The organism is Type-F symbiont of Plautia stali (assembly GCF_059731105.1).
On record NZ_AP035909.1, the window covers coordinates 3,610,880 to 3,631,358 of the forward strand.

The window sequence follows — 20,479 nt, forward strand, 5'->3', positions numbered from 1 at the left end:
GCCGGGCGAACAATCAGGATGCAGGGATTTTCAGGTTCTGCCCCAACATTACGTTGGTCGACTTCAGATTATTGGTCTGCATTATCGCTTTTGGACTGACGCCATAGTGTGCGGCGATACCGGTCAGGGAATCCCCGACGACCACTTTGTGCCGCACAACACCCCGGGCGCGGGTCGTGCGGCTGGCCGTGGCAGTGGCGGGCACCTTCAGCCGCTGTCCGACCCAGACCACATCCCGCTTCAGCGTATTCAGCTCACGCAGCGTCGCCATACTGACGCCATACTTCGCGGCAATACCGGAAAGCGTCTCACCGCGCGTCACCGTATGACGCTGCGTTGCCCCGGTATATTGCGTCACCCCGGTCGCCGGGTTGCTGGCGACGCTAACCGCCGGCGACGAGCCCAGCGGCCGGTTTTCCTCCTTTGGGATGGATTGCAGCGGGTGCGCCAGGAAATAAGTGCGCAGACCTTTGTAGATCGACTGCGCAATCTTATCCTGGTGTGCGCTACTGCCAAGCAGTCGCTCCTCCGAGGAATTACTGATGAAGCCGGTTTCCACCAGCAGAGAAGGAATGTCAGGTGAACGCAGCACGCCCAGGCTGGCATGTTCAGGCAGCCGTTTATGCAGCGAGGTGACGCCGCGCAGCTGCTGCAACACTTTCTGCGCGATGTCATACCCGACGCGCTGCGAGTGACCAAACTGCAGGTCCAGCACCGCCTGGCTGAGGTAGGGATCCGCCTGGCTGTTAGCCAGCAGGTCGCCTGCGCCGCCCAGCAGCTCAGACTGTTTCTCTTTCTGCTCCAGCCAGTTAGCCATCTCGTTATTGGCACGGCGGTTGGATAAGACCCAGACCGATGCACCGGTGGCTGCGTGGCTCGGTGCCGCATCCGCATGGATTGACACCAGCACGTTCGCATTGGCTTTACGCGCCACGTCAGAACGGCCCATCACCGAGATAAAATAGTCACCATCGCGGGTCAGAACGCCTTTAAACATCGGATCGTTGTTCAGCAGCACCCGCAGTTTACGCGCAATCGCGATAGTGACGTTCTTCTCCTGCAGCCCGCGCTGTCCGATGGCGCCCGGATCCTGACCGCCATGCCCGGCGTCAATCGCCACAATCACCGTGTCGTTGTGGCTGACCGTCGCGCCAGGGCGTACCGTGCTGGCAGAACTGCTCACTGAGGTAACCGGATTGGCGTTAAACGGATTGGCAGCGGCACTCTGGACGGGCGCTCGCGACGGGGCTGTCACCGGAGCGGGTGCACTGCGCGTCACCGCCGGCGCTTTACCGGTAATCGTGAAGACCACGCTGTAGCTGTTGCCATTGCGCTGGGTAACCGCACGGGTTTTCCCCGCCTGCGTCAGCTCAAACACCAGCCGCACGCTCTGTTTATCTTTCGGGGTACTGGTCCGAATCCGCTTTACGATATTTTCCCCGCTAAAGTTCAGCGGCAGCCCCTGAACCACGCCGCTCTGGCGCACATCAAGCACCACACGATCGGGATTGCGCAGCGGGAAGAAGCCGTAAACAGGCTGTCCGGCAAAGTTCAGGGTAATGGTGGCCTGGCTGTCGCCGTTAGCCACTTTAATATCGGACAACGTGGCGGCAAACAGCGGCGTACAGACCAGCAGCAGCAGTGTCACCAGCGCGATTTTCATCCGTGACATCATGCCTGATCCCTGCCCTGGTCAACGTGTTCAATCCATTGCTGTCCGGCTGCGGATTGTGCCGTCAGCTCCGCTTCCCGCGCCTCACCCACATAGCGCAGCGTCAGTGTGACATCGGGCGACGGCAGAAAACCTGCGCCCTGCTGCGGCCATTCGACCAGACAGATTGCCTCGCCGCTGAAATAGTCGCGGATCCCCATGAACTCCAGCTCTTCGGGATCGGCCAGGCGGTAGAGGTCAAAATGATAAAGGGTGCGATCACCCAGCGCATAAGGCTCCACCAGCGTGTAAGTGGGGCTTTTAACGTTGCCCTGATGGCCAAGCGCCTGAAGAAAGCCGCGGCTGAAGGTGGTTTTACCCGCCCCCAGATCGCCATAGAGATAAATCACTGCCGCGCTTCCACAGGCGCGCGCCAGCTGAGCGCCCAAACTGAGCGTAGCCGCCTCATCGGGCAAAGAGATAACACAGGTCTTCATGCTTCTTTATTCATCTCAGGATTAACAAACTGCCACAGTAGATCCAGTAAATCTGTTGCCAGCATACCGCGCGTGCCGCGTTGTGCCGCCACCGCATCGGCTGCGGCACCATGCGCCACACAGCCAGCGCAGGCCGCCCCGAACAGCGGCAGTTGCTGACCCATCAGCGAGGCAATGATGCCACTCAACAGGTCGCCCATACCGCCGGAGGCCATACCGGCATTGCCCACATCAGCAAAGGCCATTTCGCCCTGCTCGCTGGCAATAATCGTACCGGCACCTTTCAGTACCACTACGCCACCATATTGCTGCGCCAGTCTCTGCGCTGCATGTAAGCGGTCACTCTCAATTTCACTGGTCTCGATATTCAGCAAACGTGCCGCTTCGCCAGGATGCGGCGTAATGATGCGATTCTGACGTTTCTCCGCACTGATTGCCAGCAGGTTGAGTGCATCTGCGTCCCAAAGCATCGGCTTTTCACTGCCTGCCACTGCTTTCAGCGCCTGCTTACCCCACTCGCGCTGTCCTAAACCAGGCCCGACCGCGATGACATCGGCCCACTCCAGCGCCTCTTTCAGGCGTTCATCGGCCAGTTCATCGACCATCACTTCGGGGCGGGCTGTCAGGATCGGGATAATGTTATCTTTGTGAGTGAGTACTCGCACCAACCCACTGCCGGTGCGCAACGCGGCCTCAGCCGTCATGCGCACTGCCCCGGCCGTTCCGGCATCGCCTCCGACGACCAGCAGACGGCCATGGTTGCCTTTATGCGAGGTGGGTTTGCGCGGCTTGAGCCAGCGGGTCAGTGCACTGGCATCATAACGCGCCATCGGCGCAGTTTCTCCCGCGAGAAACGTCGTCAGGCCAAGGTCGGCATAATAGAGCGTGCCGATAACGTCGCGGGCTTTGCCGGTAAGCTGGCCTGGCTTCAGCGCCACGACGCTCAGGGTATGCGTGGCGTTAATCACCTCACCGGGCGTCGTGCCGTTTCGCGCGGATAAGCCGGACGGCATGTCGATGGCGAGGATCGGTGCCGCGTGGGCGTTTGCCTGCTGAATCAGCGTGGCATAGGGTTCCGCAGGCGCGCGCTGTGTGCCGGTGCCCAGCAGCGCATCGACAATCACATCCACCTGCTCTGGCCAGGCCGCACCAGCCGCATGGATCTCGCCGCCCGCATCCAGCCAGGCGTCCCGGGCGCGCTGCGCCTCTTCCGGTAACGCTTTTTCACTGTCACACGCCAGCAGCGTGATGGTTTTACCCGCGGCCTGTCCCAGTCGGGCCAGCACATAGCCATCCCCGCCATTGTTACCGTGGCCGCACAAAATCAGCCAGTGGCGGGCGTCAGGCCAGTGCCGGTTCAGATGCTCATAGGCGGCCTGCCCGGCGCGCAGCATCAGTTCATAGAGGGTAATGCCAAGGGCATCGGCTCCCTGCTGCTCAAGCTGCGCCACCGCCTGCGCAGGCCAGACAGAATATGGTAAACTGCGGTCGTTTCTCTTAGAATCCTGGTCACTCATGTCATACCCTCTCGATCTTCATCAGTTCGCACAACAGATTAAACAGTGGGGATTAGATCTCGGCTTTCAGCAGGTCGGCATCACCGATACCGATCTCAGTGCGGAAGAGCCGCGCCTGCAGGCGTGGCTGGAGAAGCAGTATCATGGCGAGATGGAGTGGATGGCGCGACATGGCATGATGCGGGCGCGTCCGCATGAACTGCTTCCCGGCACGCTGCGCGTCATCAGCGTTCGCATGAACTACCTTCCGGCCAAAGCCGCCTTTGCCAGCACGCTGAAAAATCCCCGACTGGGCTATGTCAGCCGTTATGCATTAGGCCGCGATTACCACAAAGTATTGCGCAATCGCCTGAAAAAGCTCGGAGAAATGATCCAGCAGCATTGCAGCGAGCTTAACTTCCGGCCCTTTGTGGACTCGGCCCCGCTGCTTGAGCGACCGCTGGCAGCTAAAGCAGGACTGGGCTGGACCGGCAAACATTCGCTGATTCTGAATCGTGAAGCTGGCTCGTGGTTTTTCCTTGGCGAGCTGCTGATCGATATACCCCTGCCGATTGATACGCCGCAGCAGGAGCAGTGTGGCCGCTGTGTCGCCTGCATGACCATCTGCCCGACCAGCGCTATCGTTGAGCCTTACGTCGTGGATGCCCGCCGCTGTATTTCCTATCTCACTATCGAGCTGGAAGGAGCGATCCCGGAAGCGTTTCGCCCGCTGATGGGCAACCGGATTTATGGCTGTGATGACTGCCAGTTGATCTGTCCGTGGAATCGTTACGGGCAACTCAGCGATGAAAGTGACTTCTCTCCCCGCGCGGCCCTGCATGCACCGGAGCTTATCGATCTGTTTCAGTGGGATGAGGCGAAATTTTTGCGTATCACCGAAGGCTCGGCAATTCGACGGATTGGTCATTTGCGCTGGCTGCGTAATATTGCGGTGGCGCTGGGTAATGCGCCCTGGTCAGCGGATATTGTGCCAGTACTGGAACAGCGGCTCGGAGAGAGTGAACTGCTGGATGAACATATTCTGTGGGCGGTCGCCTGTCAGCAGCAGAAACGCCAGCAACTCGTCGTGGACGTGCAGCCTGCTCAGCAGAAACGTCTGGTGCGTGCCGTTGAAAAAGGTTTACCCCGTGATGCGTGATTAACCAGCCAGCCGGCAGTTTATCGTTTTCCACACGCTGTGAATAAAAATAAAAAGCTGTTGTCATTCAACTGCAATAACGGGCGTTTCACGCTGGAATAACAAATTGAAATATCCTCATAATCATAAATATCAACAACTTAAGAAAAAGTTGTGTTTATTTAATAATGAGTCTACCGCTTCGTTTTAAAGATAAAGCTGTGGATAACTCTGTTCAGAAACATTTTACAGATCGCCGTAAAAGGCGCAGACGATGGGGTGCCGTGCTGTGGATAACCTTAGGCTGACAATCAAAATCAGACGACGATAAACCGTCGGATAACTGATCACAATGAGGTTGATGTTAAATCTGGAGCGGGAAACGAGACTCGAACTCGCGACCCCGACCTTGGCAAGGTCGTGCTCTACCAACTGAGCTATTCCCGCATAGAAGGGCACTGCTAAACAAAACTGGAGCGGGAAACGAGACTCGAACTCGCGACCCCGACCTTGGCAAGGTCGTGCTCTACCAACTGAGCTATTCCCGCAAAGAGGGTACTGCTGATTAAAACTGGAGCGGGAAACGAGACTCGAACTCGCGACCCCGACCTTGGCAAGGTCGTGCTCTACCAACTGAGCTATTCCCGCGCCTTGTACCGACACTAAATTCTTCACCGGTACGGGGTGCGCATTATACGAGAAATCGTTGCTGCTGCAAGCGTCTGAAAGCAGAATTTTTCGTTTTCAGCGCGTTTGCCGATTAAATCGGCAACCTGGCGATTTCATGCGCACCCTTCGCGGATTAAAGCTGCAAAAAGTGTTCGCGGTAGTAAGCGAGCTCCGCCACTGACTCGCGGATATCATCCAGCGCCTGGTGTGTGCCGCCTTTTTTGAAGCCTGGCAGGATAGAGGGTTTCCAGCGGCGGGCCAGCTCTTTCAGGGTGCTGACATCCAGATAGCGATAGTGGAAGTACGCCTCCAGCTCAGGCATGTACTTAAACAGGAAGCGCCGATCCTGCCCGATGCTGTTGCCGCAGATAGGCGAGGTGTTCGCCGGCACCCACTGCTTCAGAAATTCCAGGGTAGCCAGCTCCGCCGCGCGATCGTCAATCGTGCTCGCCTTCACCCGCTCAACCAGACCGCTGTTGGTATGGGTGCGGACATTCCACTCATCCATCAGCGCCAGCTGCGCGTCAGACTGATGAACCGCGATAACCGGCCCTTCCGCCAGAATGTTCAGGTTGGCATCAGTCACCAGGGTCGCAATCTCAATAATACGGTCGTGAGCCGGATCAAGCCCGGTCATCTCAAGATCAATCCAGATCAGGTTCTGTTCATTTCCAGTAGCCATGCTGTTTCCTGCGGTTGCTATAGTCGTCATTCACGATGAATAAGGTGTATCATAGACGTTTTGCCCAGCCGGGCGAAATCTGGCTAATGCTGTGAGGGTGAGTGAGTAAAAATAAACTGTCGAAGGGCCAACAACGCCGCGTAAGCGCTAACCACGATCGCCGTCTCAATCAGCGTAAAGAGCGCCCGGAAGCGGACGACAACCTGTTTGGGGAAGCCGCAGATGGGGTTGTTGTCAGCCGTTTCGGCATGCACGCTGACGTTGAGGATAGCGCAGGCGTTGCCCACCGCTGCAATATCCGCCGCACGATCCGTTCGCTGGTGACCGGCGATCGGGTGCTGTGGCGTCCGGCAACCAGCGGCGGCAAAGGGATTGTGGAAGCGGTGCATGAACGCACCAGCGTGCTGACCCGTCCCGATTTTTATGACGGTGTGAAGCCGATGGCGGCCAACATCGATCAGATCATTATTGTCTCTGCGATCCTGCCGGAGCTGTCGCTTAACATCATCGATCGCTATCTGGTGGCCAGCGAGACCCTGGAGATCGAGCCGCTACTGGTCCTCAACAAAACCGATCTGCTGGATGAGCGCGCACGCGCCGTGGTCGATGAGCAGATGGATATCTACCGTGCGATTGGCTATCGCGTAGTGATGGTCTCCAGCCGGGCGAAAAATGGCCTGGACGATCTCGAAGCCGCCTTAACCGATCGCGTCAGTATCTTTGCCGGTCAGTCCGGCGTCGGCAAGTCGAGCCTGCTGAACGCCCTGCTCGGCTTCGACAAAGAAGAGCAGCTCGCGATTCTGACCAACGAGGTGTCAGACGGCTCCGGCTTAGGTCAGCACACCACCACCGCCTCACGGCTCTATCACTTCCCGCACGGCGGGGATGTTATCGACTCACCCGGCGTGCGCGAGTTCGGCTTATGGCACCTGGAGCCGGAACAGATTACCCGCGGATTTGTCGAATTTCGCGCCTTCCTGGGTGCATGCAAATTCCGCGACTGCAAACATGGCAGCGACCCGGGCTGTGCGATTCGCGAAGCGGTGGAAGCCGGTAAAATTCATCGCTCCCGTTTCGACAACTACCACCGTATCCTGGAGAGCATGGCGCAGGTAAAAACGCGTAAAAATTTCCCTGACGGTGAGAGTTAACCGGTATAACCGCGTGATCCGGTCTGACCAGAAGATTTTGCGAGGTGCCTTCGATTAGGCGACCCAGACCGTGCAGCATGCGCGGAATCAGGTATAGTCGCCATCAGAACGGGGCACTGCTACAATCCGCTTCCTTTTTTTCAACGTCATAAAATAGCCAGGAGGCTAAGGTGTTTGATCGTTTAAAACTCGGCTTGAATCATATTCTCCCGAAGAAATGGCTGACTGAACTCGCCGGTTGGGGCGCCAGTCGCCGCGGTGGTTGGTTGACCAAACTGGTCATTGACATCTTTGTCTGGTTTTACAAAGTCGACATGGCGGAAGCACGAAAGCCCGACACCGCCAGCTATCGGACGTTTAATGACTTTTTCGTGCGTCCGCTGAAAGAGGATGCGCGTCCGGTGGATGCTGACGCCAGCCTGATCGCCCTGCCCGCAGATGGCGCTATCAGCCAGCTCGGCCACATCGACGGTGACCAGATTTTCCAGGCCAAAGGTCATCACTACTCGCTTGAAGCACTGCTGGCGGGTGATGAGCGAATGGCGGCCCGGTTTGTGGAGGGCGAATTCGTCACGACCTATCTGGCCCCGCGTGATTATCACCGCGTTCATATGCCGTGCAACGGTATCCTGCGTGAGATGATCTATGTGCCTGGCGATCTCTACTCGGTCAATCCGCTGACCGCGCGTAACATCCCGAATCTGTTCGCCCGTAACGAACGCGTCATCTGCTACTTTGAAACCGATATCGGGCCGATGGTGCAGATCCTGGTGGGCGCCACCATTGTTGGCAGTATCGAAACCGTCTGGGCAGGCACGATTACGCCACCGCGTGAAGGCGTAATTAAGCGCTGGCACTATCCGGCAGCGGATGATGAAGGCGCCGTGGTCCTGCTGAAAGGTCAGGAGATGGGTCGCTTCAAACTCGGCTCTACCGTCATCAACCTGTTCGCACCGGGCCGCGTTAAACTGGCTGAAAGCCTGGAAGCGGAAAGTAAAACCCGTCTGGGACAACCGCTGGCCCTGGCGCTGCCGGTCGCGACAGACCTCTCCGACGTCATCGTCGACTAAATTGAGTGTCCTCCGTGCGTTCGATTCTCCTTCTGCTGCTGAGCCTCTGGCTCAGCAGCCCGGCCTTTGCGGCCAGCCTTCCTGACGCCAGCCAGCTCAAACAGCAGCTGGAAGAGATAAAATCGGCCAAAAGCTCGCCCGCGCAGGCAGAGCAGATCCAGTCGATTGAAGCCGCCCTGAATTTCCTCTCTGAACGTGATGACTCCCTGGAGCGCGCAGCGCAGTATCAGCAGGTCATTGATGATTTTCCGCGTCTGGCGCGGGAGTTGCGTCAGCAGATCGCCACGCTCAGCGACAGCGGAAAAACAGTGCGCAGTAATATGAGCAGCGCCGAACTGGATCAGGAGATCCTGCAGGTCAGCAGTCAGCTTCTGGAAGAGGGGCGGCAGGCGCGCCAGGAGCAGGATCGGGCGCGGGAAATCAGTGATTCGCTGTCGCAACTGCCGCAGCAGCAGACGGATGCCCGCCGGGCGATGACGGAGAGTGAGCGTCGTCTGCAGAGTGCCAGCAACAGCAGCTCACCGCAGGGGCAGCTTCAGCTGGCGGCTCGCCAGGCGGAAAATGCGGCGAATAAAGCACTCGTCGATGAGCTTGACCTGGCACAACTCTCTGCCAATAACCGTCAGGAACTGGCGCGGATGCGGGCGGAAGCCCATCAGCGTAAAGCAACGCAGCTGGATAACTACCTGCAGGCGCTGCGCAATCAACTCAATGACCAGCGGCAACGCGAAGCCGAAGTTGCGCTGGCCCGCACCGAGCAGCTGGCAGAAAACAGCGGTGATTTGCCGCAGGACATCAGCGATCAGTTCCGGGTTAACCGTGAACTCTCTGTCGCTCTGAATCAGCAGGCGCAGCGGATGGATCTGGTCGCGTCGCAACAGCGTCTCGCCACTAACCAGATCATTCAGGTTCGTCAGGCTCTCTCGACGCTGCGTGAGCAGTCGCAGTGGCTGGGTGCCTCTAACCTGCTGGGTGAAGCGCTGCGGGCACAGGTTGCGCGACTGCCCGAGATGCCAAAGTCCCAGCAGATTGACAGCGAGATGGCGCAACTTCGCGTGCAGCGTCTCTACTACGAAGATCTGATGGCGCAGCAGGAAACCCTGCGTAAGGGGCATCAGGCCAATGGTCAGCCCTTTACCGCCGAGCAGAAGCGTATCCTCGATGCGCAACTCCGCACCCAGCGTGAACTGCTCAATTCGCTGATCTCCGGCTGTGACACGCTGATTCTGGAGATCACCAAGCTGAAGGTCGGCAATACTCAGCTTCAGGATGCGCTCAGTGAAGTCAAAGATGCGACGCACCGCTATCTCTTCTGGACCGCCGACGTCAGCCCGATTGGGCTGAGCTATCCGCTGGACCTGGCGAGAGATCTTTCCCGACTGCTGTCGCTGGATACGCTGGGTCAGCTTGGGAAAGCGATAGCAATGATGTTTACCAGTCGCAACACGGTGCTGCCAATTATTGGTGCGCTGCTGCTGGTTGGCTTCAGTATCAGTTCGCGCCGCCACTTCAATGCTTTTCTGGATCGTTCTGCCAGCAAAGTCGGCAAAGTGACACAGGATCGCTTTCGTCTGACCATCCGCACCGTGTTCTGGTCGATTCTGGTGGCGCTGCCGCTGCCGGTGTTGTGGGGTACGCTGGGGTATGGCCTGCAGAACGCCTGGCCCTACCCTATCGCAGTGGCGATTGGTGATGGCATTACCGCCACGCTGCCGCTGCTGTGGGCATTCATGATCAGCGCCGCCTTTGCCCGCCCCAACGGACTATTCATCGTCCATTTCCGCTGGCCGCAGAACCGGGTCGCGCGCGCCATGCGCTACTACTCGCTGAGTATCGGGCTGATTGTGCCGCTGATCATGTTGCTTATCGCGTTTGGTAATCTTGAAGACCGGAAGTTCTCAGCATCGCTGGGCCGCCTCTGTTTCATCCTAATCTGCGGGGCCATCAGCATCGTCACCGTCAGCCTGAAGCGTTCCGGCATCCCGCTCTATCTCGATAAAGAGGGAAACGGCGATAACATAGTGAACCGGATGCTCTGGAACATGATGATCGCCATGCCGCTGATGGCAGCCCTCGCCTCTGCCGTAGGGTATCTGGCGACCGCGCAGGCGCTGCTGGCCCGTCTGGAAACCTCAGTCGCTATCTGGTTCCTGCTGCTGGTCATCTATCACATCATCCGCCGCTGGATGCTGATTCAGCGGCGGCGTCTGGGCTTTGATCGCGCCCGTCAGCGCCGTGCCGATATGCTGGCGAACCGGGCGCGCAGTGAAGAAGAGAAAGAGCAAGGCACCCAGAACACCGACGCGATTGAAGTCGAGGAGCCGGTGATCGACCTGGATGCGATCAGTGCGCAGTCGCTGCGGCTGGTGCGCTCCCTTCTGACATTGATCGCCCTGGTCTCGGTGATTGTCCTGTGGTCGGAAATTCACTCGGCCTTCGGCTTCCTGGAGAATATCCAGCTGTGGGATGTCAGTACCTCCGTGCAGGGCGTGGAGTCGATTCAGCCGATTACCCTGGGGTCGGTGCTGATTGCTATTCTGGTGTTTATCATCACGACTCAGCTGGTGCGCAACATGCCAGCTCTGCTTGAGCTGGCGCTGTTACAGCATCTTAATCTGACGCCGGGCACCGGCTACGCCATCACCACACTGACTAAATATCTGCTGCTGCTGATTGGCGGACTGATTGGTTTCTCCATGATCGGCATCGAGTGGTCGAAGCTGCAGTGGCTGGTTGCCGCATTAGGTGTGGGACTGGGGTTTGGTTTGCAGGAGATTTTTGCCAACTTTATCTCAGGCCTGATCATTCTGTTTGAAAAACCGATTCGTATTGGCGACACCGTGACGATTCGCGACCTGACCGGCAGCATTACGCGGATCAACACCCGTGCCACCACCATTACCGACTGGGACCGCAAAGAGATTATCGTGCCGAATAAGGCCTTTATCACCGAACAGTTTATTAACTGGTCGCTCTCCGATTCCGTTACGCGTGTGGTGCTTACCATCCCGGCCCCGGCCAAAGTGAGCAGCGAACAGGTCACCACCATCCTGACGCAGGCGGCGGAACGCTGCAGTTATGTGCTGGATACACCGCAGCCGGAAGCCTTCCTGGTCGATTTGCAGCAGGGGATTCAGCTGTTTGAACTCCGGGTGCATGCCGCTGAGATGGGACATCGTATGCCCCTGCGTCACGAGCTGCATCAGCTCATCCTGCGCGGATTTGAGCAGCACGGTATTGAGATGCCGTTCCCGCCTTTCCAGATGCGCATGGAGACCCTGGGTAAGAAGCTGCCTGCCAGTAACGGGACACCGGCGGCCCGTGCCTATAAATCGGGTGGCCTGTAAGAGAGCATGCCTGGCAGGGTCGGGGAAATGTGAAGTTAAGCTGATAAAGTGTGCGCAGGGTGAATTTAACCGCGACGAATAAACCTGAAGCGAGGGGAACACGGTCAGAAGAGGAAAGCGTCCCGCACCAGGGATGGTGCGGGCCGAGCGTGTCATGGATGACGGCTTTTGCGTCTTTCCGATCTGACCGTGTTCCCCGCGCAGGCACACTCTCACAGCCAGATGAACCCGAATTTGTCACAAACAAAACGCCCGACGAAAGCCGGGCGTTTTCAGTCAGCGACGTCTGCTACTGCTTAACGAACGCCTCTCCCTGTTCGATATCTTTCTTCAGGGTTTCCAGCATGCCTGACAGCGCCTGCTGCTCATACGCACTGAGTGTGCCGATCGGCTTGCGTTCAGCAATCCCGTTTTTACCCAGCAGCAGCGGCTGTGAGAAGAAGCGCGCATGTTCGCCCTCGCCTTCCACATAGGCACACTCCACCACGTTCGCTTCGCCATTCAGCGCGCGTACCAGTGACAGCCCGAAACGCGCAGCTGCCTGCCCCATCGACAGCGTGGCCGAACCGCCACCGGCTTTGGCTTCCACGACCTCGGTGCCGGCGTTCTGAATACGTTTGGTCAGATCCGCCACCTCCTGATCGCTGAAGCTCACCCCTTTGACCTGAGAGAGCAGCGGCAGAATGGTCACGCCAGAGTGGCCGCCAATCACCGGTACTTCAACCTGGTCAGGCTGCTTGCCTTTCAGCGCCGCGACAAAAGTATTGGCGCGAATGATATCCAGCGTGGTGACGCCAAACAGACGGTTCTTATCGTAGACGCCATGCTTTTTCAGCACTTCCGCCGCGATAGCAACGGTGGTGTTGACGGGGTTAGTGATCACCCCGATCAGGGCTTTTGGCGCGGTTGCCGCCACCTGTTCTATCAGGTTACGGACGATACCGGCGTTAACATTAAACAGGTCCGCACGATCCATACCGGGTTTGCGTGCGACACCTGCTGAAATCAGGACCACGTCGGCACCTTTCAGGGCTGGCGTCGCGTCTTCTCCGCTGAACCCTTCAATAGTGACGGCAGTGGGAATATGGCTGAGATCAACGGCAACACCCGGTGTCACCGGGGCGATGTCATACAGTGAGAGTGCTGAACCTGCCGGAAGCTGGGTTTTGAGCAGAAGTGCGAGCGCCTGGCCTATGCCGCCAGCGGCACCGAGAACGGCAACTTTCATTCTTGACTCCTTATTAAGGTGGGGCAGAGATGGGCCGAAATTCTATCTGTGTCAGACCTTAATCAACTGCTCAGGCGATAATGATAATCCGCTGTTAATTCTACGTGTTTTCACACTTAATCGCCGGATTCAAAAGTTACTTATCATGTCGCCTGAATGACCGACAACCGTGCCGTCGTCAGACAGAGAACGGCTATGTTCGTTTTCTGTTACTACACCACCAATAGTATAACAACTTTGCAACCTTCGCCTTTCGGGGCTGTGACAGGGGTTTTGGTCTGAAGGGATTTATTTGCTATTATCGCCGCCCGCTAGCCGCCCGAACCCTGCTCATCAATCGACCGATTGCATAAAAATGCATTTAAATGCATAATCACCACTCTGCCGCGGGCGGATGCGCGGTTATTCTTTCTATTTATTGGTAACCTATGCGAAACCCATCGAAACAAGACGATCTGATCAAGGCTTTCAAGGCCTTATTAAAAGAAGAAAAATTCAGTTCCCAGGGCGAAATTGTTCAGGCGCTTCAGGATGAGGGCTTTGAAAATATCAACCAGTCCAAAGTCTCGCGGATGCTGACCAAGTTTGGCGCAGTGCGCACCCGTAATGCCAAAATGGAAATGGTCTATTGCCTGCCTGCAGAGTTAGGTGTGCCGACGACCACCAGCCCGTTAAAAAACCTGGTGCTGGATATCGACTACAACGATGCGCTGGTGGTCATTCACACCAGTCCGGGCGCAGCACAGCTGATTGCACGCCTGCTGGATTCATTAGGAAAGTCGGAAGGAATTCTTGGCACCATTGCCGGGGATGACACCATCTTTATTACCCGTGCGCGTGATTTCACGGTCAAGCAACTGCACAGCGCGATCCTAAACCTGTTTGAACAGGAACTCTGATCGCGGACTGGCGGCCGGCCATCCTGCGCCTGGTCGTCAGTTCATCTCTCTGCCCGCGCTTTCTCTGCGGTTTGCGCTTCTCCTCTTCCCGTTACGCGCTCCTCTCGTGACTGCCGTTCTGCGAGGCTTGCCCCCGTTTTCAGGCAGCAGGCTGATGGTCAGATAGTGTCGTCTGCTTCACCTTTTGCGCTATTTTACACTGCTTTACATCACTAACCCGGCCGCATTGCCCGGATCCAGATCAAACACCAGCCCGATATACCATCTTCTTTCGCACGAAACGTTAAAGTCATTTATCCCCTTGTTTCTGCTGCTAAAAAACGCGCAAAGCTCATTTTTCACCCTGTTTTTATAACGTCCGGTTATTAAAATTAGCCATAAGGATAAAGAATCACAAAAAAACATTATTAGCGCGGTATTAATTTCTGACGTTATTAGTCCTATACTTCTTTTCGTGATGCAAATCACACTAACTAAAAAGATAAAAACAGACGACGAGGAAAATTTCATGAACGTAAAAACTACCATCGCTGCTCTTAGCGTACTCTCTGCCCTGTCATTCGGTGCTGTGGCAGCAGAATCTATCAGCGCCTCTCAGGCACAGGATCTGCAGGCTGTCGGCACCATCAGTGTCAGCGGCGTAGCAGGCTCACCGATGGATATCCGACAGAAACTGAGCGACAAAGCCGATCAGCAGGGCGCAAAAGCCTATCGCGTCATCGAGGCTTACAACAACGGCAATTACCACGCGACCGCCGCGCTCTATAACTAAGGCGTCGCCTCACTCCGTCTGACGCGATAAGCCGCGTGCCGGAGAGCGTAAGCAGAATTTCAGGAGAGCAGAAAATGAAAATCAAACTTGCCATCGCTGCACTGAGCATCGCCCTGTTTTCAGCAGGTGCCAGTGCCGCCAGCCTGGTTTCCAATGAACAGGCGCAGGGTTTGCAGTCAATGAACCAGACCATCAGCATTGCGGGCCGTAACGGCGACCAGACGCATATCCGTCAGGTCCTGTCGGAGAAAGCGGATGCGCAGGGCGCAAGCCACTATCGCATCATCGAAAACAACCAGGACAACACCTGGCATGTGACCGCTGAGTTGTATAAATAATTCACCGTGATGACGCCTTATGGCGTTGAAAATATCGACGACCCGCACCAATGATTAACCGCAGGTTGTTGAATGTAATGAGGAAACGAACATGAACATCAAAACAACCATCGCTACAGTCAGTCTGCTTTCCGTTATGGCTTTCGGCGCTTCCGCCGCGCAGCTGGTAACCGGCGATCAGACGCAGAACCTGCAGCCTGCGGGCACCGTAACCATCAGTGGTACCGCGGGTGCACCGATGGATTATCGCGCTGAACTGTCTCAGAAAGCCGATGAACAGGGTGCCAGCGCCTATAAAGTGATTGAGGCGCGCACCGGTGACAACTACCACATCACCGCACAGCTTTATAAGTAATTCCTCGTCACTATCATGACGAACCCTTTGGCCCCGCTCGCCGGGGCCTTTTTTCATCTGACGTTAAAGTGAAGCTGACCTTCCAGCTCCTCTTCAGCTTCATCAAAGAGTAAAATCAGGGCCCCATAACGCCGTCGCTGTCCTCTGCCCAGATTGATGAACTCAATCTCCAGCGGCATCGGGAGCAGATCCCCCGTCACCACATCCCATAACCCATCCAGATCGCAGATGCGACGCTCATCCAGCGCAAATCGCTCGCTGAACTGGCGGAAAAAATGGGCCTGGTCGACAATCTCATTAAAATCAAAACGCTCGGTTTTCATGCTGACGGCTCCCATGCTCCGTCTGCGGGCGACCTTCGCCGCCCGTGCCCTTCTGCTAGCCCAAACCGCCCAGATGCAGCGCTTTGACCTCCAGATACTCTTCCATGCCGAGTACCGAACCTTCACGGCCCAGACCCGACTCTTTGACGCCGCCAAAGGGTGCCAGCTCGGTTGAAACGGCACATTCGTTAATGCCGATCATGCCACTTTCCAGCGCCGCTGAAACGCGGAACACCCGCTGCAGATTCTGCGTGTAGAAGTAGGCGGCCAGGCCAAATGGCGTATCATTGGCGCGGCGGATCACCTCATCTTCATCATCGAAGCGGAAGCAGGCGGCAACCGGGCCAAAGGTCTCTTCCTGCGCGAGCTGCATCCCTTCGTGTGCTTCGGCGATCACGGTTGGCTGCCAGAAGTTGCCGCCCAGCGCATGGCGCTCGCCGCCTGCCAGCAGTTTGCCACCTTTTGCCAGCGCGTCATTGACGTGCTGCTCCACTTTCTCCACCGCCGACGCTTCAATCAATGGCCCGACAATCACGCCCTCATCCAGACCATTACCCACCTTAAGCCTGTTCACCTCTGCGGCCAGCTGCGTGGTGAAACGATCGTAAACACTGTTGTGGATGTAGAAACGGTTCACACTGACGCACACCTGACCCGCATTGCGGAATTTGTTCGCAATAGCACCCTGTACGGCGGCATCGATGTCGGCATCGTCAAAGACGATGTAAGGCGCGTTACCGCCCAGCTCCATAGAAACTTTCTTCATGGTTTCGGCCGCATTGCGCATCAGCAGCTTGCCCACCTGGGTTGAACCGGTGAACGAAATCTTCCGCACCGCTTTGCTGGCCATAATGGCGTCGCTGATGGCATGGGTGTCACCCGCTACGGCGTTCAGCACGCCATCCGGGACGCCAGCCTGTTTCGCCAGGGCCAGCAGGGCAAAGGCGGAGAGTGGCGTATTGTTGGCGGGTTTGATGATGCCGGTACAGCCCGCGGCCAGTGCGGGCCCCAGCTTGCGGGTCAGCATCGCCATAGGGAAGTTCCACGGTGTGATGGCGGCCACAACGCCAATCGGTTCACGGGTGGCCAGGATGCGGGAACCCGCTTTGGCGGGCGGAATGATCTCGCCATTGGCTCGCTTCGCCTGTTCGGCAAACCACTGGATAAAACTGGCGGCATACTCCACTTCGCCCTCCGCCTCTTTCAGCGGCTTGCCCTGTTCCGTCGTCATCAGTTCGGCCAGCCAGCGTTTGTTCTCAATGATGAGCTGGTACCAGCGAGTGAGAATCTCAGCACGGGCTTTTGCCGTCTGCGCACGCCAGGCGGGAAAGGCGCGTTCTGCTGCGGCGATCGCCTGTTCCGTTTCAGCCTTGCCCGCTTTTGCGACCTGCGCAATGACCTCGCCGGTTGCCGGATTGGTTACGTCAAAGGTGGATGCCGCCGGGTGCCACTGGCCGTCTGCCAGATAGCCGGTCTGAAACAGCTCGCTCTGTTGCAGTGATGTCATTGATTCGCTCCTGTCAGTTTTACGCTTCCGTCTGAAGAGTATAGTTGGCAAAAGCGACAGGTTTTGTGACGGGCGGGGATTGCGCAGGCCGCTGCCGATCGCAGCGGCCAGATTCAGATTTGGATGAGCGTGTTCTGGTACTTATCCAGCATCAAGGCCAGGCGTTTTACCGGTTCCGTAACGCTGACAGGCGCCTCGTAATGGACCAGTTTCTCCTGATAGAGGTCCAGCTCTTTCAACAGGCGTTCAAAATAGTAGCGTCGCTTGTCATCGCTGCTGGCAGAGATGACCCGGTCAGCGGTATAGCGCAGCTGCCGGTGATAAGCAGAGAGATCCGCGTTAATCGGAATGTCTGCGTCACGCAGCCGCTGATGACCGATAATCAGCGTCAGGGCAATACGATATTTATTGATATCACCCGGAAACAGGTTCAGCAGCAGAAACAGTTGCTGATAGAGGGCCGGCAGATGGTTTTCACGCCGACGCGCCTGATTAGTCGTCATGGCCGAAACCGCCGCGTACATAAAGCGGTTCAGCAGCTTACGGCCGGTACGGGCCTTCGATTTATCTCGAATCAGCAGAATAACCATCATCGCCACAAAGCAGCCGATGACCTGGCCGAGCACATTGTCGAGAAAGACATTGATGTGGAACTGCATCGGATTATCGAGAACCAGCACGTTAAGCGTGCCGATCAGCGCCCCCAGCGTGCCGAGCTGACGCCGCTGAATGAAGATGCCACCGATAAAGCCCAGCAGGCCGATGGCGATGCAGAGCAGCAGTGCGCTCTGCTGGGTCGAGGGGAGCACATACATAAAGTAGAGCGCGCCCAGCGGCACCGCAACCGTCATGCCGTAGAGAAAATCTTTTGCCATCATCAGTGGATTAGGCATACGCATCGCCAGCGCAGTGATAACCGCCAGCATGACCATACAGCCGCTGCCCGACGTCCAGCCGGTGTAGAGCCAGAACAGCGAGCCCAGCGCGGTCGCCACAAAGGTGCGGATACCGTTGATCATCGCATGGTGTGTTTCGGCGGAGCGCGCCTGAATCACCACCTCGCGCTGCAGGATCTCCTCCTCCAGCGACGTGATACGGCTGTTACTTCGGATGCCTTTCATCAGCAGCAGATATTCCGTCGCGGCACCCACCCAGCTGCTCAGCGTCACCGGGGCCGTTTTATCTCTGGCCCCCATCACCCGTCGCATCACCTTCATCCGCTTGTGCACCTCGTCAACCGTTGTGGCAGGCTTCTCAATCATCAGGCGATACTGAGGGGGGATGTAGTCCGGACGCGAATTCTGGATCAGAAAGGTTTCGGCTGCCTGCGTAATCAGGGTCAGCGACAGGGTATTAAGCATCTGCAGCCGGCGGTTACTGTTCTTCCAGCGTGAAGACTCCATCATCAGCTGGCTGCGCATGCTGTTAAGGGCGGTGGTGCGCCGGACCAGCGCGCTCCAGGCTTTATCGACCTCCTCTTTGTCACCGTGGGCAACGCAGAGCTGCAGCAGCTGATAGTGCGCCACCAGCAGCGAGTCGACCTCCGCGTCGATCACTTTTTTGATCGAGCGTGGTGAGAAGATCATGTCGGCCAGAATGGCACACAGAATGCCGAGCACGATTTCACTGCAGCGCTCGACCGCATATTGCGGCACCAGGGTCAGACCACCGCTGGCATCAGCGGTCACCACGATAATCAGCGCGGTGTAGCCCGCCAGTCCCAGTGCGTAAGAGTTTTCAACTTTGATCAGCGAAGAGAGCCAGACGCAGAGCCCTGCCCAGATGCAGCACAGCAGCAGCATCACAACCGGCGCACGAACGGTGGCAATCATGATGGTCAGCGCGGCGATACAGCCGATAAAGGTCCCGATAATACGCAAAACGCCACGATAGCGAAGCGCCCCCGAATAGGGATCGCCCCCCGCTGCAAACGCGGTGCCGCCCGCCACAATACCGGCAGTCATCACCGCCCAGCGCGGCGTTTCGAGGTTGAAGTGAAAGCCGACCATCAGCGCTAACACCAGCGCAAAGGTCAGCTTTACCGGGAACCGCAGGAACTCAATCATATCGCCCTCTTAACCAAACTCACGCAGGCGATTAAAAAGGCGGACCATCGGTGAAACCTGCTCAGGCTGACGATCGGCCTGACCGGTAATGACCACGGTCGCCGTTGTCCCGGCCGGGAAGCGGTTGCCGGGCTGCTGATCCAGACGGATGCGCACCGGAACACGCTGCGCCAGACGGACCCACTCCAGGTTGGAATCGACCGTTGCCATGCCTTTACTGTCGACCGAGCTGCTGCTGTTGGTGACACCGGCTGCCACACTGTCTACGGTACCCCGCAGCACAATGTTGCTGCCAAGTGGCGTCACTTCCGCACGGAAGCCCTTCTCTACGCCATGCAGCTTGGTCTCTTCCAGATAGGCCAGCACATAGTAGGAGTGCTGCTGCACCAGGGCGACCGCCACAGAGCCGCGGGTAATGAACTCACCCTGATAGACATTCAGGTTGGTGACCCAGCCATCGGAGGGCGCTTTCACGGTGGTGCGCTCCAGATCGATCTTCGCCAGATCGCGTGTCGCCACCGATTTCGCCAGCTGATGTTCGCTGGTCTGCAGATCGTTGTTGGACTGCTCAATCGCCTCGCGCGACATCGCCGAAGTGCCGAGCTGGTTACGGCGGCCGGCTTCGCGCCGTTTCTCACTCACCAGCGCCTGGTAATATTCCACGTCTGCCTGAGCCTGCTCGAGCGCCTTTTGATAGCGTGGGCGGTCAACCACAAACAGCGTGTCGCCCTTCTTCACCAGCTGGTTGTCGTGCACCGGAACGTCGGTGATCAGGCCGGTCACGTCAGGTGAGATCGCCACTACGTCTGCCGCGAAGCGCGCATCACGCGTCCAGGGGGATTCGGTATAGAACACCCAGGCACGGAAGATGATAACCACAGCAATGATAACCAGCAGGAGTGTAATCGCGTAACGCGCGATTTTTCTTATGAGTGCTTTCACTTAAACCTCAGACTAATAAACGGGAGACAAGGTAAAACACACAGCAGTAAAGCGCTGTATTAAAAAGTGCCGGATGCCAGACAAGGTCGTAAATACCGCTCGGCGTCAGCACACGTTTCACTAACCAGAACAGCATCAGTGAGATAATAAGTTCGATGAATACGGGCGGAAACGAGAGCCCAAACATGACAAATACCGGAAGCACACTCATCAGAAATCCTTAGTTCAACCTTGCCGGGAGTCTCCTTTGCCTTTTCAGCTGTCACAGCAAACCCAGCTGACAGCGCGATACAAACCGCAGCTGGCTTAATAATAGCGTATCATCACAGGGCATCAGGCAATGAAGAG

The 20,479-nt window shown here is 57.1% G+C and carries 18 protein-coding genes and 3 tRNA genes; 8 read left to right on the forward strand and 13 right to left on the reverse strand.

All coding sequences use genetic code 11. From position 1 onward, the window contains the following. Positions 1 to 13: 13 nt before the first annotated feature. The 3 genes from amiB to nnr are packed head-to-tail and all read right to left on the reverse strand — an operon-like array spanning position 14 to position 3,665. Positions 14 to 1,675, reverse strand: a complete 1,662-nt coding sequence (gene amiB, locus AC6I7A_RS17145) for an N-acetylmuramoyl-L-alanine amidase AmiB (protein ID WP_058956517.1) — start codon at positions 1,673 to 1,675, stop codon at positions 14 to 16. Further along, entirely contained in the window at positions 1,672 to 2,148 is a 477-nt protein-coding gene (gene tsaE, locus AC6I7A_RS17150; RefSeq protein WP_009087471.1) for a tRNA (adenosine(37)-N6)-threonylcarbamoyltransferase complex ATPase subunit type 1 TsaE, read from the reverse strand. Before tsaE ends, amiB begins: the two co-directional genes overlap by 4 nt. Next, positions 2,145 to 3,665: a bifunctional ADP-dependent NAD(P)H-hydrate dehydratase/NAD(P)H-hydrate epimerase gene (gene nnr / locus AC6I7A_RS17155; protein WP_072215457.1), complete on the reverse strand. Its 1,521-nt coding sequence runs from the start codon at positions 3,663 to 3,665 to the stop codon at positions 2,145 to 2,147. Before nnr ends, tsaE begins: the two co-directional genes overlap by 4 nt. Between nnr and queG the strand changes: the two genes are divergently transcribed. Further along, complete coding sequence (gene queG, locus AC6I7A_RS17160) at positions 3,664 to 4,803, forward strand: tRNA epoxyqueuosine(34) reductase QueG (RefSeq protein WP_046102615.1); 1,140 nt, start codon at positions 3,664 to 3,666, stop codon at positions 4,801 to 4,803. The two genes, nnr and queG, sit on opposite strands and share 2 nt — an antisense overlap. Positions 4,804 to 5,153: 350 nt before the next feature. Here the strand turns inward: queG and AC6I7A_RS17165 are convergent. The 4 genes from AC6I7A_RS17165 to orn form a co-directional block, all read right to left on the reverse strand. Next, positions 5,154 to 5,229: transfer RNA gene (locus AC6I7A_RS17165), tRNA-Gly, on the reverse strand. 25 nt (positions 5,230 to 5,254) lie between these two features. Continuing rightward, positions 5,255 to 5,330, reverse strand: a tRNA-Gly gene (locus tag AC6I7A_RS17170). 24 nt (positions 5,331 to 5,354) lie between these two features. After that, positions 5,355 to 5,430: transfer RNA gene (locus AC6I7A_RS17175), tRNA-Gly, on the reverse strand. Between the two features lie 154 nt (positions 5,431 to 5,584). Next, positions 5,585 to 6,133 carry an oligoribonuclease gene (gene orn, locus AC6I7A_RS17180; protein ID WP_009087476.1) on the reverse strand — a complete coding sequence of 183 codons (549 nt, stop codon included), beginning with the start codon at positions 6,131 to 6,133 and terminating at the stop codon, positions 5,585 to 5,587. A 101-nt stretch (positions 6,134 to 6,234) separates the two neighbouring features. Here orn and rsgA point away from each other — a divergent pair, with 101 nt between their 5' ends. The 3 genes from rsgA (at position 6,235) to mscM (ending at position 11,701) form a co-directional block, all read left to right on the forward strand. Next, positions 6,235 to 7,284, forward strand: a complete 1,050-nt coding sequence (gene rsgA / locus AC6I7A_RS17185) for a small ribosomal subunit biogenesis GTPase RsgA (RefSeq protein ID WP_009087478.1) — start codon at positions 6,235 to 6,237, stop codon at positions 7,282 to 7,284. Positions 7,285 to 7,454: 170 nt separating this feature from the next. Beyond that, positions 7,455 to 8,354 (forward strand): archaetidylserine decarboxylase, encoded by a 900-nt coding sequence (gene asd / locus AC6I7A_RS17190; RefSeq protein ID WP_009087480.1) that lies wholly within the window; start codon positions 7,455 to 7,457, stop codon positions 8,352 to 8,354. Between the two features lie 14 nt (positions 8,355 to 8,368). Continuing rightward, positions 8,369 to 11,701: a miniconductance mechanosensitive channel MscM gene (mscM, locus tag AC6I7A_RS17195; RefSeq protein ID WP_046102617.1), complete on the forward strand. Its 3,333-nt coding sequence runs from the start codon at positions 8,369 to 8,371 to the stop codon at positions 11,699 to 11,701. Between the two features lie 289 nt (positions 11,702 to 11,990). Here the strand turns inward: mscM and mdh are convergent, their stop codons facing one another. Continuing rightward, positions 11,991 to 12,929, reverse strand: a complete 939-nt coding sequence (gene mdh, locus AC6I7A_RS17200) for a malate dehydrogenase (RefSeq protein ID WP_009087483.1) — start codon at positions 12,927 to 12,929, stop codon at positions 11,991 to 11,993. A 428-nt stretch (positions 12,930 to 13,357) separates the two neighbouring features. On the opposite strand from mdh, the gene argR reads away from it, so the two are divergent. The 4 genes from argR (at position 13,358) to yhcN (AC6I7A_RS17220) (ending at position 15,293) form a co-directional block, all read left to right on the forward strand. Beyond that, positions 13,358 to 13,828: a transcriptional regulator ArgR gene (argR, locus tag AC6I7A_RS17205; RefSeq protein ID WP_009087485.1), complete on the forward strand. Its 471-nt coding sequence runs from the start codon at positions 13,358 to 13,360 to the stop codon at positions 13,826 to 13,828. A gap of 508 nt (positions 13,829 to 14,336) precedes the next feature. Continuing rightward, complete coding sequence (gene yhcN / locus AC6I7A_RS17210) at positions 14,337 to 14,600, forward strand: peroxide/acid stress response protein YhcN (RefSeq protein ID WP_058956518.1); 264 nt, start codon at positions 14,337 to 14,339, stop codon at positions 14,598 to 14,600. Positions 14,601 to 14,674: 74 nt separating this feature from the next. Continuing rightward, entirely contained in the window at positions 14,675 to 14,938 is a 264-nt protein-coding gene (locus AC6I7A_RS17215) for a YdgH/BhsA/McbA-like domain containing protein (protein WP_058956519.1), read from the forward strand. Positions 14,939 to 15,029: 91 nt separating this feature from the next. Continuing rightward, entirely contained in the window at positions 15,030 to 15,293 is a 264-nt protein-coding gene (yhcN, locus tag AC6I7A_RS17220; protein ID WP_009087490.1) for a peroxide/acid stress response protein YhcN, read from the forward strand. Between the two features lie 53 nt (positions 15,294 to 15,346). Here yhcN (AC6I7A_RS17220) and AC6I7A_RS17225 read toward each other — a convergent pair whose 3' ends face one another. The 5 genes from AC6I7A_RS17225 to aaeX all read right to left on the reverse strand — a co-directional run bounded on the left by AC6I7A_RS17225 (position 15,347) and on the right by aaeX (position 20,342). Further along, positions 15,347 to 15,616, reverse strand: coding sequence for a barstar family protein (locus AC6I7A_RS17225; RefSeq protein ID WP_009087492.1), 270 nt, complete (start codon positions 15,614 to 15,616; stop codon positions 15,347 to 15,349). 55 nt (positions 15,617 to 15,671) lie between these two features. After that, positions 15,672 to 17,123, reverse strand: a complete 1,452-nt coding sequence (locus AC6I7A_RS17230; RefSeq protein ID WP_058956520.1) for an NAD-dependent succinate-semialdehyde dehydrogenase — start codon at positions 17,121 to 17,123, stop codon at positions 15,672 to 15,674. A 113-nt stretch (positions 17,124 to 17,236) separates the two neighbouring features. Beyond that, positions 17,237 to 19,189: a p-hydroxybenzoic acid efflux pump subunit AaeB gene (aaeB, locus tag AC6I7A_RS17235; RefSeq protein WP_058956521.1), complete on the reverse strand. Its 1,953-nt coding sequence runs from the start codon at positions 19,187 to 19,189 to the stop codon at positions 17,237 to 17,239. 9 nt (positions 19,190 to 19,198) lie between these two features. After that, positions 19,199 to 20,131 (reverse strand): p-hydroxybenzoic acid efflux pump subunit AaeA, encoded by a 933-nt coding sequence (aaeA, locus tag AC6I7A_RS17240; protein WP_009087499.1) that lies wholly within the window; start codon positions 20,129 to 20,131, stop codon positions 19,199 to 19,201. A gap of 7 nt (positions 20,132 to 20,138) precedes the next feature. Then, positions 20,139 to 20,342, reverse strand: coding sequence for a p-hydroxybenzoic acid efflux pump operon protein AaeX (gene aaeX, locus AC6I7A_RS17245; protein ID WP_003855277.1), 204 nt, complete (start codon positions 20,340 to 20,342; stop codon positions 20,139 to 20,141). Positions 20,343 to 20,479 lie beyond the last annotated feature (137 nt).

Bases quoted from the DNA above. Each gene is read 5' to 3' on its own strand.
- orn (WP_009087476.1), bottom strand. From the start codon at position 6,133: ATGGCTACTGGAAATGAACAGAACCTGATCTGGATTGATCTTGAGATG.
- yhcN (WP_058956518.1), top strand. From the start codon at position 14,337: ATGAACGTAAAAACTACCATCGCTGCTCTTAGCGTACTCTCTGCCCTG.
- AC6I7A_RS17225 (WP_009087492.1), bottom strand. From the start codon at position 15,616: ATGAAAACCGAGCGTTTTGATTTTAATGAGATTGTCGACCAGGCCCAT.
- nnr (WP_072215457.1), bottom strand. From the start codon at position 3,665: ATGAGTGACCAGGATTCTAAGAGAAACGACCGCAGTTTACCATATTCT.
- queG (WP_046102615.1), top strand. From the start codon at position 3,664: ATGTCATACCCTCTCGATCTTCATCAGTTCGCACAACAGATTAAACAG.
- aaeB (WP_058956521.1), bottom strand. From the start codon at position 19,189: ATGATTGAGTTCCTGCGGTTCCCGGTAAAGCTGACCTTTGCGCTGGTG.
- aaeX (WP_003855277.1), bottom strand. From the start codon at position 20,342: ATGAGTGTGCTTCCGGTATTTGTCATGTTTGGGCTCTCGTTTCCGCCC.
- amiB (WP_058956517.1), bottom strand. From the start codon at position 1,675: ATGATGTCACGGATGAAAATCGCGCTGGTGACACTGCTGCTGCTGGTC.
- AC6I7A_RS17215 (WP_058956519.1), top strand. From the start codon at position 14,675: ATGAAAATCAAACTTGCCATCGCTGCACTGAGCATCGCCCTGTTTTCA.
- yhcN (WP_009087490.1), top strand. From the start codon at position 15,030: ATGAACATCAAAACAACCATCGCTACAGTCAGTCTGCTTTCCGTTATG.
- mdh (WP_009087483.1), bottom strand. From the start codon at position 12,929: ATGAAAGTTGCCGTTCTCGGTGCCGCTGGCGGCATAGGCCAGGCGCTC.
- argR (WP_009087485.1), top strand. From the start codon at position 13,358: ATGCGAAACCCATCGAAACAAGACGATCTGATCAAGGCTTTCAAGGCC.
- AC6I7A_RS17230 (WP_058956520.1), bottom strand. From the start codon at position 17,123: ATGACATCACTGCAACAGAGCGAGCTGTTTCAGACCGGCTATCTGGCA.
- tsaE (WP_009087471.1), bottom strand. From the start codon at position 2,148: ATGAAGACCTGTGTTATCTCTTTGCCCGATGAGGCGGCTACGCTCAGT.